Genomic DNA, 16,671 nt, shown 5'->3' with positions numbered 1-16,671 from the left:
GAAATTCAGGCCGCGGCGCTGCTATGTGCGGGGCCGCCCGCGGCGGCGGTGCTGCGAAATGTGGGGTCGGGCGCGGTGGCGGCGAGGCGATATGCGGCGCGGGATGTGGCGCCATCGCCGGTCGCTGCGGCATGGCCGGGGGATGGAATGCCGGCGCGGCGGGACGTGCCATCGGCGGTGGGGCTGCAGGACGGGCCATGGCCGGTGGTGCTGCTGGCCGTGCTGCCGGCGCTGCGGCTGGGCCGCCCCTTCCATGTCCCTGGCCGGGTCCTTGAGCAAACGCGCCGATGCCCGTCGCCAGCATCGAGACACCAACCAAGACAGCCGTCAGGCCAACGCCACGCGGAAGCATGATCGTCGCTCCCAGCTCGTAATCGCCCACGACTTTCAACGCACTGGCGGCGGAATGGTTCGTTGTCGGCCGCCGCCAGCATGCGATCTTCCGACGCAGGCAGTCTCAAGAGAAATCCTGCGTCAGGGCGGGGGGGAGCCGCTCCAGCAGCTGGCTCGCTCGGTCCGGCACGCTAAGACGCGCGGTTGAGAAAGATCGGCAGCCCCTGCTTGTTGGCGTAGATGGGGCGGTAGCGCTCCGTGTTGTAGCTGCTCGCAACGTCCAATTTGCGCGGACCGAGATTGGCCTCAGGGATGGGCACGAGGTCGTAGCGGCCCTCGACCAGCGCCGACATGAGGCCGGTCTTGCTTTCCAGCATGGCATCGTAGGCCATGTTACCGAAAGTCAGGGCCACAAGCTTGTCGATGAAGTCCGGATCGCCCGATCGCAAATCGTAGGTGAGATCGGAGGTGATCGTCTCTTCGCCGGTGCGCTGCTTGATCTCGTCGGCAAGCGATTCCGCCACGTTGGCCTTCTTGCGGTGGCCGTAGGCGTCAGGCTCGCCGTATTCCCGCAGCTTGTAGCCTTCCCACTGGGCTCCCTCGCTGAGCACGATCAGCGCGTAGTTGCTTGGATTGGCGCGCTTGTCCTCGATGAGCAACTGGATCAGCTTGTCGAGGTCGACCTTATACTCCGGTACGACGCATCGTATCGAGGTCGCATACGCGGTGTAGAGTGCCGTAAATCCGGCATCGCGGCCAAAGACGCGGAAAATGCCAATTCGCTCATGCGAGCCGACGGTGGTGCGCTGCCGCTGGATGGCGTCGCTGGCGCGGGTGATCGCGGTCGAGAAGCCGATGCAGTACTCGGTGTTGCGGACGTCGTTATCCATCGTCTTCGGGATGGCGATGATCTTGACGCCGAGTTCGTTGAGCTTGGCCGCATAACTGAGCGTGTCGTCGCCGCCGATGGCGATCAGGTGTTCGATGCCAAGTCCCGAAAGGTTAGCGAGCACCCGGCTGGTCAGGTCCCACGTCTTTGTCGCGATGCCGCCGTTGGTGCTCAGCGAGACCGGAACTTCATTGCCGACGAGATGATCGGGCAGCTTTTTTATTTTGGAGGGATTGACGCGGCTCGTGTGCAGCACGGTGCCGCCGCGCCGGTCGATGGTTCGAGTGTTTTCACGGTTCAGCGGGATGACGTAGTGGGACCTGCTGTTTGGGTCGTCGAGGTTCAGGTGCGTGAGGGCCTCCCAACCACGGCGCAGGCCGACAACCTCGATGTCGTCCTCACTGCCGCGATAAGTCACGCTCTTGATGACTGCATTGAGGCCGGCGACGTCGCCGCCGCCCGTGAGAATGCCGATGCGTTTTTTGGCCATATCCACCTCCCGGATCGGCATGTCGTCATAGCGCCTGCATCTGTCGATTGAACGGTGAACATCGCTCCGGCTTCTGATTGGAGGCGGTCGCTACTCGGCCGCTTCCGGCTTGCGCTCGTCGCGCAGGCGAAAACGCTTCAGCAGTCCGGACACGGTGTCGCGGAAGCCGCCATATTCCAGTTCGGAATAGGGTAGCATGGCGGCGCCAGACCAGCCCTGGCTGCGCATCTCGATGGCCTTGCGCTGGGCGCGCCGGCGGACCTCATCCCATGCCGGGTTGTCGAAGAAATCGGTGTAGGACTCGGCAAAGCGGCCTTCTTTGTCGATCGAAAAGCCGACGCAAGAAACGATCGGCAGGCAGTACATGCCGGTAACGGACGTGTTGAGTGGCACCGGCATGAGCGGCATCACATGCGAGCCGCGTGCATCGCCGCCCACGAAGTGTGCTTTGGCGAACGGCGAGATTATTTCCTCCGGAGCTGGGAAGATCCCCTGGTTCCTGACGATCGCGACTGGATCATCCTTGCCGGTGTACTTGCCTGCGATCGCGTGGAGGCGCTGTGCCGAAACGGCCACGACGGCCTCGCCATGGGTTCGAGAAATGATGCGATCGATGCCGAAGCGCTCGTTGTCGCGAAGCAGGGCGGCAATGTGGTAGCTGTCGGCGGGTGCGTCGAGCTCGAGTAGGCTGTCGCCGGCGGTGTTGTCCATGTCGATGACATGGAAACGGAATCCCTTGATCATCGGAGGCAGCATCAGCCCAGCGCAGTACATGGGGTCGGCAAAGGCGAGATAGAGCGGCAGATTATAGGCGCCGGGGCCGCATTTGTCGGCCGCGAACACCATGAAGGACTCCGCGGGCCGCGCGCCGGAGAGGCTGTGGTCGAAGCTGAGCTCGGCGACGCCTGGGCCGGCGCCGCGAATGTTCCCGGAAGGCGCGTCGGCGAGAAGATCCTGGCCAGCGCCATAGAGCCCGGAGGTTTTCGCGACCGAGGTGGCCGCGAGGAACGCCTTCCAGGCGAGTTGATGGACCTCGGAGCTGCCTTCGCCCCGTGTGTGCGTCATGATGATCGCAATGTCGTCGCCGGTGTGGCAGATGAAACCGTCGATCAGCAGACCATTGCAGATCGCCTTGGCAACCTCGCCCTCGACAGCCGCGATCATGCGTGTAGACGGTTTCGTATGGCCGCCAACGGAGCCAACGTCAGCTTTGATGACTGAAAGAGTGAGTCTCATGAGCATGTCTCCGATCCGCGCAGCTCAGCGCCTCCGGCCTCGGCGCTTGCTGCGCCGGGCACGGCGCTGCTCATTTCGGGGACAAAAACGTCCGTCGCTCCGATAGGTTCCACGCACCCCGTTCATCCGGTTGCTGGGATCATGCAGAGTTTTGCCTTAGGACCATGCGTCACTATTTGCTGCGCTGCACGGGTCCGGTTCTGGCCGGGCCGCCAACTCGTCGTTGGCCGGGGCCGGCAATGCGATCTTCCGACGCAAGGCAGCTTCAGGAGAAATCCTGCGTCAGGGTGGTGGCGAGCCGCTCCAGCGCCCAGTCGACCTGATCGCTGGTGATCACCAGCGGCGGAGCGATGCGGATCGTTTGCTCATGGGTATCCTTGGCGAGGATGCCTTTGCCCTGGAGCGCCTCGCAGTAGCGGCGAGCGCGGCCGGCCTCGGGATGCAGCTCCACCGCCAGCATCAGGCCGCGTCCGCGCACCTCGCGGATCGTGTTGGCACGAATGTCTTTCAAGCCTTCCAGAAAGCGCGCGCCCTGCCTCGCCGCGTTCTCGATCATGCCTTCCTCGACCAGCACGCGCATCGCTGCGCGCGCCACCGCGCAGGCAAGCGGGTTGCCGCCGAAGGTCGAACCGTGCTGTCCGGGTCTCAAGGTCCCGAGCACGTCGTTGTTCGAGAGCACGGCCGACACGGGATAGAAGCCGCCGGACAGGGCCTTGCCGAGCAGCGTCACGTCCGCCTCGATGCCCTCGTGCTGTTCGGCGAGCAGCTTGCCGGTGCGGCCGAGCCCGGTCTGGATCTCGTCGAGCACCAGCATCACATTGCGCGCGGTGCAGAGCTCTCGCACCTTCGTGAAATAGCCGGCTGGAGGAATGACGACACCGGCTTCGCCCTGGATCGGCTCGACCAGAAAGGCGACCGTGTTTGGAGTGATTGCCTCCTCCAGCGCCGCGGCGTCGCCGAACGGGATGATCTTGAAGCCCGGCGCGAACGGCCCGAAGTGTCCGTGTGTCTCGGGGTCGGTCGAAAAGCCGACGATGCCCAGCGTGCGTCCGTGGAAATTGTTGGCGCAGACGATGATCTCGGCCTGGCCGTCCGGCACGCCCTTCACCTCATAGCCCCATTTGCGCACCGACTTGATCGCGCTTTCGACCGCCTCCGCGCCGCTGTTCATCGGCAGCACCTTGTGGGAGCCGGTGAGCGCCGCGATCTCCTCGTAGAACAAGGCGAGCTGGTCGTTGTGGAAGGCGCGCGAGGTGAGCGTCAATCTGTGCGCCTGCTCGACCATCGCCGCCAGGATCTTGGGGTGGCAGTGCCCCTGGCTGACCGCCGAATAGGCCGAGAGGCAATCGAGATAACGGTTGCCTTCGGTATCCCAGACCCAGACGCCTTCGCCGCGCGACAGGACGACCCCGATCGGTTCGTAATTGCGGGCCCCAAAGCGCGCTTCCGTTGCGATGAAATCAATGACCGAGGAGCTCATCTGCCGTCACTCCATTGCTGGGCGCCGGCGTCAACCGACGACACCGGCTGCGCTCAAACTGATGTGGGGAGCAGCCTCCGCACTCGGAAGCCTTGATGCGCCCGGTGGCGTGGCGCGGCCTGATTTGCCCGAAATGTCAGATGGTTCTGCGCGATCACAGGATATCGCTCGCCGGTCCGGCCCTCTACTGTGCATGGGGTTGTTTTCGACTCTTTTGTCTTGAGCCCTCAGCCGATCGCGCAGGGCACACTCAAAAACCCGCGGAACCGCACCCGTCCGCCGCGCACCGGCTGGCCGCTGACGGCATAATTCGGGAAGCGCGCCAGGAAGCGCGAGATCGCAATCGCCCCCTCCAGCCGCGCCAGCGCCATGCCGGCGCATTGATGTGCGCCGGTGGCGAAGGCGAGGTGCCGGTTCGGCGTGCGGGCAACGTCGAAGCGCTCGGGGTCGGCAAACTGCGCGGGGTCGCGGTTGGCTGCGCCAATGCACAGCGTCACCGACGTGCCGGCCTCGAGCATGACGCCGCCGAGCTCGACCCGTTCGGTGGTCATGCGGTTGCCGAGCTGGTTCGAGCTCTCGTAGCGCAGCATCTCCTCGACCGCGGTCTTGATCATGTCGGGGTTGTCAATCAGCCGCTGCTTCTGGTCCGGGTTCCGGTGCAGCGCGACGAGACCGTTGCCGATCAGGTTGGTCGTGGTCTCGTGGCCGGCATTGAGCAGGAAGATGCAATTGTGCAGCAGCTCCTTCTCGGTCAGCCGCTCGCCGTTCTCCTCACCCTGGATCAGGCGCGTCAGCACGTCGCGCTCGGGATTGCCGGGCTTCGCGCGCCGGCGCGCCACCAGTGTTTCCAGATAGGCGAGGAAGTCCGTCACCGCCTTGTTGCCGCGCGCGCCGACTTCCGGTGACACCACGGGTTCGAGCGCGCCAAGGATCGCCAGCGACCAGTCGCGCAGCGGCCCGCGTTCCTCGTGGGGAACGTCGAGCAGATTGCCGATCACCTCGATGGGGATTGAGGCCGCGAAGTCGTCGATGATCTCGCAAGAGCCCTTGGCGGCGATGGCGTCGAGCAGGCCGTCGACCAGCTTGACGATGTCGCCCTCCATGCCCGCGATCGCGCGCGGCGACAGCGCGCCCATGATCAGGCGGCGCACGCGGGTATGGGCCGGCGGGTCGTTGAAGACGAGGCTGGTGGTGTGATGCTCGTAGAGCGGGGTGTCGCCGTATTTCGGTGCGAACTCGCGCTTCTTGTCCGAGCTGAAGGACTTCGTGTTCTTGTAGGTGGTAACGAGGTCGTCATAGCGGGTCAGGAACACGGTGCCGTTGCGCAGGCGCTTGACTGGCTCGTTCTCCCGCAGTGCACGATAGGTCGGATAGGGATCGTCGTAGAACTCCGCCGTCAGCTTCTCCAGATCGAAATGGGCCGCCAGTTCTTTCGCACTTGCGTTCATCCGCCATACTCGCCGGTTGAGACCGTTATGCTGTTTTCGCTCTTTCGAGCGGCTCGGCTCACCGTCTACAGTCGTGCCGTGATTTGCAAGCCGACCGGACAGGAAAATGCACGCCCGCGCTGACGCTGCCGACACGGCCCCGAATTGGCCCGACGATATTTTCGCAACCTTGCAACGCTTCGACGTCCGGCAGGTGCCCTACGTGCCTGATGCCGGCCATTCCAAGCTGGTCCAGCGCGTGCTGGGCTCAACCACGATGCGCGGCATTCCGCTGACGACGGAGGAGGAGGGCGTCGCCCTTCTCGCCGGCGCCTGGGCCGGCGGACAGCGCGGCGTTTTGCTGATGCAGTCGAGCGGCGTCGGCAATTGCATCAACATGCTGTCGCTGATCCCGATCCTGCGCTTTCCGTTCCTCACGCTCGTGACCATGCGCGGCGAGTGGGGCGAGTTCAATCCGTGGCAGGTGCCGATGGGATCGACCACGCAGCGCGTGGTCGAGCTCTCGGGCGTCCAGGTGCTGCGCGCCTCGAACGCCGCCGAGGTGCCGGCCGTGATGGAGGCGGCCGCAGCCCAAGCCTACAACGCGCTCACGCCCACCGCCGTCCTGCTGTCGCAGCGCCTGATCGGCGCCAAGGTCTTCACCAAATGAGCAAGGCCAATCTCCTCGACCGCCGCCAGGTCGTCGCCACGCTGCTGGCGAACCGCAAGGACGTCATCGCGATCGGCGGCCTAGGCGCCTCCACCAACGACATGTGTGCCGCCGGCGACCACGCGCGCAATTTCTATCTCTGGGGCGGCATGGGCGGCGCCGCGATGATCGGGCTGGGTCTGGCGCTGGCGCAGCCCAAATTGCCGGTGCTGGTCATCACCGGCGATGGCGAGATGCTGATGGGGATGGGTAGCCTCGCTACCATCGGGCTCCAGAAGCCGGCCAACCTCTCCATCGTCGTTCTCGACAACGAGGCCTATGGCGAGACCGGCGGCCAGACCAGCCACACCTCCGCGGCCGCCGACCTCGTCGGCGTCGCCAGGGCCTGCGGCATCAAGGACAGCCGGGCTGTCACGACCATGGCCGAGGTCGAGGCCTTCGCCAAAGCCGTCCACGACGTCTCCGCCGGGCCGCGCTTTGTCAATGTGAAGATCGACAACGCCAATCTCGAGCGGATCCTGCCCACCCGGGACGGGACCTACATCCTCAACCGGATCCGCGGCGACCTTGGCTTCCAGCCCATCTAGGCCGGACTTCTTCATTCCCGCGCCGTCGTCGGCCTGCACGCGCCCCGTGCAGGCCGGGTCGATTTCCACCGATTTTACAACGCATCTAGGTTGCGACGCAGCATTCTGCTTGACTTTTGCGTGGGTGAGTGGTTACTCACTAGTATGAGCTCATTGCGAATGACGAGCGACCTGAGGCGTCAATTGATCCTCGGTGCCGCAAAACGCTGCTTTGCACGACACGGGTATAACGGCACCACGACCAAGAGCGTGGCGGCCGCAGCTGCCATTTCCGAAGCGCTGCTGTTCAAGCATTTCCCGTCCAAGGCGGCGCTGTACGCGGAAATCCTCAGCGACGAATGCGAGGCGGATCCGGCGCTCACCGAGCTGCTCGAACGCGAGCCGTCGACGGCGACGCTGGTCGAGCTGATCCGCGGCATGGTCGAGCATTTCCTCGAGATCGCCGACGGGCCCGACCAGGAAGAGGCGCAGCGCCTGCGACTGATGGCCACGAGCCATCTGGATGACGGCGAATTCGCCCGTTTGCTATATGCCAAGATCGAGACGCTGATCGGGGCGGTGTTCGTCACCTCACTCGAGCGCGCGGTGGCCGCCGGGGACGCGCGGCCATTCAGCGGCGATCCGCTCAACCTGTTCTGGTTCGCACATCACACGGTGATGACGGCGGCGCTGACCAGGCTGCCAGCCACGCCTTGTCTCGCCTACGGTAAGGCTGGTGATCTCGAGCGCCAGCTCTGTGAGTTTCTCCTGAGGGGTATCGGACTTAACGACGCCGCAATTGCTTTGCATCTGGGCCGCGCTTTGGCGCCGGGTGCCGGCAAGGCGGCGATTGCAGAAAGCGCATGACATGAACATCGTAGCTGAACACAAGATATCGGGCGAACCGATCGACAAGGCGCCGAAGCGGCCCGTGAAGCCGGTCCGTTGGTTCATCATCGTCGGCCTGCTGCTGAGCCTGCTGGTCGGCGGTCTCGTCTGGTTCAACTATTTCCGCGGCCAGATGATCAAGCAGTTCTTTGCCAACAACAAGCCGCCGCCGGTCGCCGTCAGCGCCGCCGAGGCGAAGTCGGAGGTCGTGCCGAACCTGCTCACCGCGGTCGGCAGCCTCGTCGCCGTGCACCAGGTCGATGTCAGCGCCGACGTCAACGGCCGCGTCACCGAGATCAAGTTCGAGCCGGGTACGCGTGTCGAGGCCGGCACGCCGCTGGTGCAGCTGTTCGATGCGCCGGAGCAGGGTGATCTCGCCAATTACAAGGCGCAGTCCACCGTCGCGCAGCTGTCGCTCGACCGCGCCAAGCAGCTCGCCTCGCGCCAGTTCGGACCGCAGGCGACCGTCGATACCGCGCAGGCCGCCTACGATCAGGCGCAGGCCGGCATCGCCAAGACCGAAGCGCTGATCTCGCAGAAGCTGGTGCGCGCGCCGTTCTCCGGCGATCTCGGCGTCCGCAAGGTCGAAGTCGGTCAATATCTGACGGCCGGCACGGCGATCGTGTCGCTGACCGATCTGTCGGAGCTGTGGGCCAACTTCACGGTGACCGAAAAGGATTCCGGCAGCCTCAAGGTCGGCCAGACTGTTCGGCTGAAGGTCGACGCCTATCCGGGCCGCACCTTCGAGGGCAAGATCACCACGATCGAGCCGCAGATCGCCACCGACACCCGCAACATCCGCGTGCAGGCGACGATCGCCAATCCCGAGAAGATCCTCAAGCCCGGCATGTTCGTGACCACCACGGTGGTGCTGCCCGACAAGCCGGCGGTGATCACGGTGCCGGAGACGGCGGTCGACTACACGCTGTACGGCGACTCGGTGTTCGTGATCGCCGAGAAGAAGGAAGAGGACGGCAAGACCAGCCTCTCCGCGGTACGCACCTTCGTGCAGACCGGCAATCGCGTCGACGGTCGCGTCGAGATCATCAAGGGCGTGAAGCCGGGCGACAAGGTCGTCGCCGTCGGCCAGCTCAAGCTGCAATCGGGCGCGCCGGTGTCGATTTCGACCGACCCGGCTCCGGCGATGCCGGCGCAGCCTCCCCGCTACTGACAACATCCTCACGTGATCCGGCCCGGCCGGATCACGTCTCTTGAGACAAAGAAATCGAGATCGCCGCGATGGCCTTTACCGATATTTTCATCAAGCGCCCGGTTCTGTCGGTCGTCGTCAGCCTGCTGATCCTGTTGATCGGCCTGCGCGCGGCGATGGTGCTGCCGATCCGGCAATATCCGAAGCTGTCGAACACGGTCATCAACATCACGACCGTCTATCCCGGCGCGTCCGCGGACCTGATCCAGGGCTTCATCACGACGCCGATCGAGCAGGCGGTCGCCTCCGCCGAGGGTGTGGACTACATCACCTCGTCCTCGGTGCTCGGCACCTCGACGATCCAGGTCTACATCAAGCTGAACTTCGATCCGAACCAGGCGCTCACAGAGGTGCTGGCGAAGACGAACTCGGTGAAATACCTGATCCCGAAGGAATCCAACGACCCGATCGTCACCAAGACCACGGGCCAGACCACGGCGGTGATGTATCTCGGCTTCTCGTCCGAGGAGCTGTCGGGCTCGGCGATATCAGACTATCTGACGCGCGTGGTGCAGCCGGTGCTGTCGACCGTCGACGGCGTCGCTTCGGCCGACATCCTCGGCGGCCAGACCTTTGCGATGCGGCTGTGGCTTGATCCGGTGAAGATGGCCGGCCGTAATGTGTCGCCGGCCGACGTTGCCGCTGCCATCCAGGCCAATAACTTCCAGTCTGCGGCGGGCCAGACCAAGGGCTACCTTATCGTCTCGAACGTCTCGACGAATACCGGCCTGACCGACGTCAATCAGTTCAAGAAGATGATCGTCAAGGCCAAGGACGGCGGCTTCGTGCGGATGGAGGACATCGCCACCATCGAGCTTGCCGCCCAGAGCACGGATGCGAGCGTCGCCTTCAACGGCGAGCACGCGATCTTCATCGGCGTGCAGGCAACGCCGCAGGGCAACCCGCTGACGCTGGTGAAGGGCGTGCGCGCGCTGTTCCCCGAGCTCGAACGCAACCTGCCGCCGTCGATGAAGATGAAGGTCGCCTACGACTCGACCAAGTTCATCCAATCCTCGATCGACGAGGTGGAGAAGACGCTGGGCGAAGCGGTGATCATCGTGATCGTGGTGATCTTCCTGTTCCTGGCCTCGCTGCGCTCGGTCATCATCCCGGTCGTCACCATTCCATTGTCGATGATCGGCGTCTGCACCCTGATGCTGGCGCTGGGCTTCAGCTTCAACCTGCTGACGCTGCTGGCGATGGTGCTCGCGATCGGCCTCGTGGTCGACGACGCCATCGTCGTGGTGGAGAACATCCACCGCCATCTGGAGGAGGGGAAGACACCGGTCCAGGCCTCGCTGCAAGGCGCGCGCGAAATCGTCGGTCCCGTCATCTCGATGACGATCACGCTGGCTGCGGTGTATGCCCCGATCGGCTTCCTCGGCGGCCTCACCGGCTCGCTGTTCCGCGAGTTTGCCTTCACGCTCGCGGGCTCGGTGATCGTGTCGGGCGTGATCGCCCTGACGCTGTCGCCGATGATGTGCTCGGTGCTGCTGAAGAACACCGAAGAGGGCCGCTTCGCCAAGATGGTCAACAAGGTGTTCGGCGCGATGACGCGCTGGTACGGCCGCAGGCTCGACCGCTCGCTCGACTACAAGGCCATCACCGGCCTGTTCGCGGTGACGATCCTCGGGCTCGTCGGCTTCCTCTACATGCACACCTCGAAGGAACTGGCGCCCGAGGAAGACCAGGGCATCGTGTTCGCGGTGACCAAGGCGCCGAAATACGCCAACATCGATTATGTCGATTACTACGGCGAGAAGCTCGACAAGGAATTCCAGAAATTCCCAGAGACCGATCTGCGCTTCGTGCTGAACGGCATCAACGGCCCGCAGGGCGGCATCGCCGGCATGCTGCTCAAGCCCTGGGAGGAGCGCAAGCGCTCGTCGATTGCGCTGAAGCCGCTGGTGCAGGCCGAGCTCTCCAAGATCGAGGGCGTGCAGGCATTCGCGTTCAACCTGCCGCCGCTGCCGGGCGGTCCGGGCGGCTTGCCGGTGCAGATGGTGATCAACTCCACCGCGAGCTTCCAGACCGTCTATGAGCAGATGGAGAAGCTGAAGGACGCCGCGCGCAAGAGCGGCATGTTCATCGTCTCCGACAGCGACCTCGCCTACAACCAGCCGAGCGTGGAGGTCACGATCGACCGCACCAAGGCGCAGGATCTCGGCGTCAACATGCAGAACCTCGGCTCTACGCTCGCGGTGCTGCTGGGCGGCAACTACATCAACCGTTTCAACCTCGAGGGCCGCTCCTACCAGGTGATCCCGCAGGTGCCGCGCGGCAAGCGGCTCTCGCCGGAATCGCTCGGCGGCTATTATGTGACCACCAACACCGGTCAGCAGCTGCCGCTGTCGACCGTGGTCTCGATCAAGACCAGGACCGACCCGAACTCGCTGACCCACTACAACCAGCTCAATTCGGCGACGTTCTCGGCGGTGCCGATGCCCGGTGTGACCGTCGGTGCCGCGGTCGACTTCCTCGAAGGCGAGGCCAAGAAGCTGCCGCAGGGCTTCAGCCACGACTATCTGGCGGACTCGCGTCAGTACGTGCAGGAAGGCAACCAGCTCGCGATCACCTTCGGCTTTGCGCTGATCATCATCTTCCTGGTGCTGGCGGCGCAGTTCGAGAGCTTGCGTGACCCGTTCGTGATCATGATCTCGGTGCCGATGGCGATCGTCGGTGCGCTGATCCCGCTGTTCTTCGGCGCTGCGACCATGAACATCTACACCCAGGTCGGCTTGTTGACCCTGGTCGGCCTGATCACCAAGCACGGCATCCTGATGGTGGAGTTCGCCAACGAGCTCCAGGTCAACGAGCGGCTCGACCGCCGCTCGGCGATCGAGATGGCGGCCCGCATCCGCCTCCGTCCGATCCTGATGACCACGGCCGCGATGGTGACCGGCCTGATCCCGCTTCTGACCGCGTCCGGCGCGGGCGCGGCCAGCCGCTTCTCGATCGGCCTGGTCGTCGTCGCCGGCATGTCGATCGGCACGCTGTTCACGCTGTTTGTGCTGCCCGCCGTTTACGTGGTGCTGGCGACCGACCATCGCGCGGCAGCCGATTCGGAGCGGAACAAGCAGGTCAACGCGATCGACCTCGACGCCAAGGCGCTGCGGCCGACCTGAGGCCGAAAGCAAGTTAGCCAGAGGGCGGCAGCGGCGGGTCCGCTGCCGCCCTTTTTTTATGTCCGTGTCCTGCGTCCGCCGTAAGGCTTAGGGCGAGCATGAGAGACAAGGTCGGGCCTTCTTGCTAGATTCGGCGGGATATGACCCTTTCCCTCCATCCCGACACCCCGCAAGCCAGGACGCTGCCGAGCGCGGCCGCGGACGGCGTTGTGCCCCGCGAGGCGGCGGGGCGGGGGATCAGGACCCGGCTGTTCACCAAATATGTCGCACTGTTCGTGGCCGTCGTCGCCATTGCGCTGCTGGCCAACGGCCTGTTCGAGGTCTTCTTCTATTATCGCGAGCACAAGGCCTCGCTGATCCGGGTCCAGCATGAGCAGGCCGAGGCGGCCGCGGCCAAGATCGGCCAGTTCGTCAAGGAGATCGAGAGCCAGCTCGGCTGGACCACGCAACTGCCCTGGTCGGCAAGCTCGGTCGAACAGCGCCGGTTCGATGCGCTGCGGCTGCTGCGCCAGGTGCCCGCGATCACCGAGCTCGCCCAGGTGGACGCGACCGGCCGGGAGCGGCTGCGCGTGTCGCGGCTCGCGATGGATGCGATCGACAGCGGGATCGATCTGTCCGATGACCCCAAGTTCACCGAGGCGGTCGCCCACAAGGTCTTTTACGGACCGGTCTACTTTCGGCGGGACTCCGAGCCCTACATGACGCTGGCGCAGGCCGGGTCGCGCAAGGACGCCGGCGTCAGCATCGCGGAAGTCAATCTCAAGCTGATCTGGGACGTCGTGTCCCAGATCAAGGTCGGCCAGCACGGGCACGCCTACGTCGTCGGCCCGGAGGGCCGGCTGATCGCGCATCCCGATATCAGCCTGGTGCTGCGCAACACCGACATGTCGAACCTCGCGCAGGTGCGCGCCGCACTGGCCGGCGGCGACACCATGGGCGCGCTTGCCGAAGCGCGCAACATCCAGGGACAGAGGGTGCTGACCGCATCGGCCCCGATCGAGCCGATGCATTGGACCATGTTCGTCGAGTTGCCGGTCGAGGAGGCGTATTCGGCGCTCTATGCTGCGCTGGAGCGGCTTGCGATCGTGCTGCTCGTCGCCTCGATCTTTGCGGTGCTTGCCGGGATTTTCCTCGCGCGCCGCATGGTTGGGCCGATCCAGGCGCTGCGCGTCGGCGCCGAGCGCATCGGCGGCGGCGATTTCGCCCAGCGCATCTCGATCAAGACCGGCGATGAGCTCGAGGGCCTTGCGGACCAGTTCAACCACATGGGCGAGCGGTTGCAGGAGTCGTATGCCGACCTCGAGCACAAGGTCGAGCAGCGGACTGCCGAATTGCGGGAAGCATTACAGCAGCAGACCGCAACCGCCGATGTGCTGAAGGTGATCAGCCGCTCGACGTTCGATTTGCAAACCGTGCTGGATACGCTGGTCGCATCGGCGGCCCGCTTGTGCGACGCGGACGAAGGAACGATCTTCCGGCCCCGCGACGGCGTGTTTTATCTGGCGGCGAGCTGCGGCCTTGACGCGGAGCAGGAGACCAAGCTTCGGACCTTTGCTTCCGTACCTGAGCGGGGAAGTGTCGTCGGGCGTACCTTACTCGATGGCAAGACAGTTCATGTTCCGGACGTGCAGGCGGACCCGGAATATGCACCTTCGTCCGCGCGAAGACGCTCCAACGTTCGCACGATGCTGGGTGTTCCTCTGCTTCGGGAGGGGGCGCCCATCGGCGTGTTCGTCCTGACCCGGCATGTCGTGCGGCCCTTCAGCGAGAAGCAGATCGAGCTCGCCACGACGTTTGCAGACCAGGCCCTCATTGCGATCGAGAATGTCCGATTGTTCGAGGAAGTGCAGGAGCGCACCAGAGAGCTGTCGCGGTCGCTCGACGATCTGCGCGCCGCCCAGGACCGCCTGATCCAGACCGAGAAGCTTGCATCGCTCGGCCAGCTCACCGCCGGCATCGCGCACGAGATCAAGAACCCGCTCAATTTCGTCAATAATTTCTCGTCGGTGTCGACCGAGTTGATCGACGAGCTCAACGAGACCCTGCAAGCCGTATCGCTCGATGCCAAGACGAAGGAGGACATCGACGAGCTGACCGGAATGCTCAAGAGCAATCTGGAAAAGGTGGTTCAGCACGGCAAGCGCGCCGATTCCATCGTCCGGAACATGCTGCTGCATTCGCGCGAAGGCTCTGGCGAGCATCGCCCCAGCGACATCAACGCGATCGTGGAGGAGAGCCTCAATCTCGCCTATCACGGCGCGCGCGCCGAAAAGCCGGCCTTCAACGTCACGCTGAAGCGTGACTTCGATCCCGCCGCCGGCATGATCGATGTCTATCCGCAGGAGATCACCCGCGTCCTGCTCAATCTGATCTCGAACGGCTTCTATGCGTCCGCCAAGCGCAAGGAGAGCGCGGAAGGCAGTTTCGAGCCCACCTTAAGCGCCGCCACGAAAAATCTCGGCGGCGGGGTCGAGATCCGGATACGGGACAACGGCACCGGAATTCCGAAAGAAGTGAAGGAGAAGATGTTCAATCCCTTCTTCACCACCAAGCCGGTCGGCGAGGGCACCGGGCTCGGCCTGTCCATGAGCCATGATATCGTCGTGAAACAGCACGGCGGCACGATCGACGTGAACACCGAACCCGGTGTATTCACCGAATTCATCATCACCCTGCCGCGCATGATGGCGGCAGGCGGCACTTCCGGAGGCAAGAGTTGAACGTTTACATCCTGGTCGTCGATGACGAGCCCGACGTCGAGGCGCTGTTCCGGCAGCAGTTCCGGCGCGACCTGCGCGCCGGCCGTTTCCAGATGGAATTTGCGCCGTCCGCGCCCGATGCACTGAAGCTTGCCGCCGAGGTGCGCGACCCCTCGCTGATCCTGATCCTGTCGGACATCAACATGCCCGGCATGAGCGGGCTCGACATGCTGCCCAAGGTGCGCGCCGAGCATCCGGACGTTCCCGTCATCATGATCACGGCCTATGGCGATGCCGAGACGCGTCGCAAGGCCATCGAGCGCGGTGCCGTCGGGCTTTTGACCAAGCCGATCGACTTTGCGCTGCTGCGCCAGGAGATCGACACAAGGCTCGAGCGGGCGGCATGACTGCGACCATCCTCTTCGTCGACGACGAGCCGGATCTCGAGGCGCTGGTCCTGCAGAAATTCCGCAGGCAGATCCGCGACGGGATGCTCGCCATCATGTTTGCCCGCGACGGCCTGGAGGCGCTGCAATCGCTCGAGCAGAACCCGCAGGTCGACATGGTGGTCTCCGACATCAACATGCCGCGCATGGACGGGCTATCGCTGCTACAAAAGCTCCAGGAGGCCGAGGACAAGAAGTCGACCATCATCGTCTCGGCCTATGGCGACATGAGCAACATCCGCACCGCGATGAACCGCGGTGCGTTCGACTTCCTCACCAAGCCGATCGACTTCGCGGACCTCGAAGCCACGATCGACAAGACTATCCGCCACATCGAGATGCTGCGCGAGGTGCGCCGCCGCCAGATGGTGGCGGAGCGGGCCCACGCCGCGCTGTCGCGCCATTTCTCGCCGGAGCTTGCCAAGCGCCTGGCGGCAAGCGGCGAGGGCGAGGGGATCGAGGTGCAGTGGCGCGAGGTCGCCACCATCTTCACCGACATCACCGGCTTCACCTCGCTGGTCGAGAGCGCGCCGCCCGAGACGCTCGGCGAGCTCCTCAACGAATATGTCGGCGGAATGACCGAGGTCGTCTTCGCGCATGAGGGGACGGTCGCGAAGATCATCGGCGATGCGCTCCAGGTGCTGTTCAATGCGCCCGGCGATCAGCCCGACTATGCGACGCGCGCGGTCGCCTGCGCCCATGATCTCGATGCCTGGGCGCAGGATTTTTGCGTGCGTCAGAGCGCCAAGGGCGTGAACTTCGGCGCCACCCGCATCGGCATTCACGCAGGTCCAGCCCTGGTCGGCAATTTCGGCGGCAACCGCTTCTTCGACTACACCGCCTATGGCGACTCCATCAACATCGCGGCGCGGCTGGAAGCCGCCAACAAGCATTTGGGCACGCGCATCTGCGTCAGTGCCAGCGTCGCCAGAGCGGCGGAGAATTTCCAGGGCCGCCCCGTGGGCGAATTGATGCTGCGCGGACGCAGCGAGCCGTTGCGCGCGTTCGAGCCGCTGCCACAGGCCAAATTCGAGGCGCCGGAGACGGCGCTCTATTCCGAAGCGTTCGCCAAGATGGAGGCCGGCGACGTCGCCGCCATGCCGGCCTTTGCCGCGCTGGTGGGGATGCACGCCGAGGATCCGCTGGCCAGCTTTCACCTGAAGCGCCTGCTCAACGGCGCCAAGGGCATCCGCATGCAACTGGACTAGGAGT

The 16,671-nt window shown here is 64.5% G+C and carries 12 protein-coding genes; 8 read left to right on the top strand and 4 right to left on the bottom strand.

Translation table 11 applies throughout. The features are described 5' to 3' along the window. Window positions 1-524: 524 nt before the first annotated feature. From BRAGE_RS0124520 to BRAGE_RS0124505, 4 genes are all read right to left on the bottom strand, one after another. The gene (locus BRAGE_RS0124520; RefSeq protein ID WP_027558543.1) at window positions 525-1,712 is read right to left on the bottom strand and encodes a 6-phosphofructokinase; all 1,188 of its coding nucleotides are present in this window, start codon (window positions 1,710-1,712) and stop codon (window positions 525-527) included. A 90-nt stretch (window positions 1,713-1,802) separates the two neighbouring features. Further along, window positions 1,803-2,948 carry a fructose-1,6-bisphosphatase gene (locus BRAGE_RS0124515; RefSeq protein ID WP_027558544.1) on the bottom strand — a complete coding sequence of 382 codons (1,146 nt, stop codon included), beginning with the start codon at window positions 2,946-2,948 and terminating at the stop codon, window positions 1,803-1,805. Window positions 2,949-3,213: 265 nt separating this feature from the next. After that, complete coding sequence (rocD, locus tag BRAGE_RS0124510) at window positions 3,214-4,428, bottom strand: ornithine--oxo-acid transaminase (RefSeq protein WP_027558545.1); 1,215 nt, start codon at window positions 4,426-4,428, stop codon at window positions 3,214-3,216. A gap of 227 nt (window positions 4,429-4,655) precedes the next feature. Further along, complete coding sequence (locus BRAGE_RS0124505) at window positions 4,656-5,876, bottom strand: cytochrome P450 (RefSeq protein WP_027558546.1); 1,221 nt, start codon at window positions 5,874-5,876, stop codon at window positions 4,656-4,658. A gap of 106 nt (window positions 5,877-5,982) precedes the next feature. On the opposite strand from BRAGE_RS0124505, the gene BRAGE_RS0124500 reads away from it, so the two are divergent. The 8 genes from BRAGE_RS0124500 to BRAGE_RS0124465 all read left to right on the top strand — a co-directional run bounded on the left by BRAGE_RS0124500 (window position 5,983) and on the right by BRAGE_RS0124465 (window position 16,667). Then, entirely contained in the window at window positions 5,983-6,525 is a 543-nt protein-coding gene (locus BRAGE_RS0124500) for a phosphonopyruvate decarboxylase (protein WP_027558547.1), read from the top strand. Then, the gene (locus tag BRAGE_RS0124495; protein ID WP_027558548.1) at window positions 6,522-7,112 is read left to right on the top strand and encodes a thiamine pyrophosphate-dependent enzyme; all 591 of its coding nucleotides are present in this window, start codon (window positions 6,522-6,524) and stop codon (window positions 7,110-7,112) included. The genes BRAGE_RS0124500 and BRAGE_RS0124495 overlap by 4 nt, the downstream gene beginning before the upstream one ends. Window positions 7,113-7,271: 159 nt before the next feature. Continuing rightward, entirely contained in the window at window positions 7,272-7,958 is a 687-nt protein-coding gene (locus tag BRAGE_RS0124490) for a TetR/AcrR family transcriptional regulator (protein WP_027558549.1), read from the top strand. A 1-nt stretch (window position 7,959) separates the two neighbouring features. Further along, window positions 7,960-9,150, top strand: coding sequence for an efflux RND transporter periplasmic adaptor subunit (locus BRAGE_RS0124485; protein WP_027558550.1), 1,191 nt, complete (start codon window positions 7,960-7,962; stop codon window positions 9,148-9,150). 68 nt (window positions 9,151-9,218) lie between these two features. Further along, window positions 9,219-12,314: a MexW/MexI family multidrug efflux RND transporter permease subunit gene (locus BRAGE_RS0124480; protein WP_027558551.1), complete on the top strand. Its 3,096-nt coding sequence runs from the start codon at window positions 9,219-9,221 to the stop codon at window positions 12,312-12,314. A gap of 140 nt (window positions 12,315-12,454) precedes the next feature. After that, window positions 12,455-15,034, top strand: a complete 2,580-nt coding sequence (locus BRAGE_RS0124475) for an ATP-binding protein (RefSeq protein WP_027558552.1) — start codon at window positions 12,455-12,457, stop codon at window positions 15,032-15,034. After that, window positions 15,031-15,420: a response regulator gene (locus BRAGE_RS0124470; protein WP_027558553.1), complete on the top strand. Its 390-nt coding sequence runs from the start codon at window positions 15,031-15,033 to the stop codon at window positions 15,418-15,420. Before BRAGE_RS0124475 ends, BRAGE_RS0124470 begins: the two co-directional genes overlap by 4 nt. Continuing rightward, a complete protein-coding gene (locus tag BRAGE_RS0124465; RefSeq protein ID WP_027558554.1) occupies window positions 15,417-16,667 on the top strand; it encodes an adenylate/guanylate cyclase domain-containing protein in 1,251 nt (416 codons plus the stop codon). The genes BRAGE_RS0124470 and BRAGE_RS0124465 overlap by 4 nt, the downstream gene beginning before the upstream one ends. Window positions 16,668-16,671: the final 4 nt, after the last annotated feature.

The sequence above is a fragment of the Bradyrhizobium genosp. SA-4 str. CB756 genome (assembly GCF_000473125.1).
Lineage (GTDB): Bacteria > Pseudomonadota > Alphaproteobacteria > Rhizobiales > Xanthobacteraceae > Bradyrhizobium > Bradyrhizobium arachidis.
This window is presented reverse-complemented; position numbering and strand designations above follow the sequence as displayed.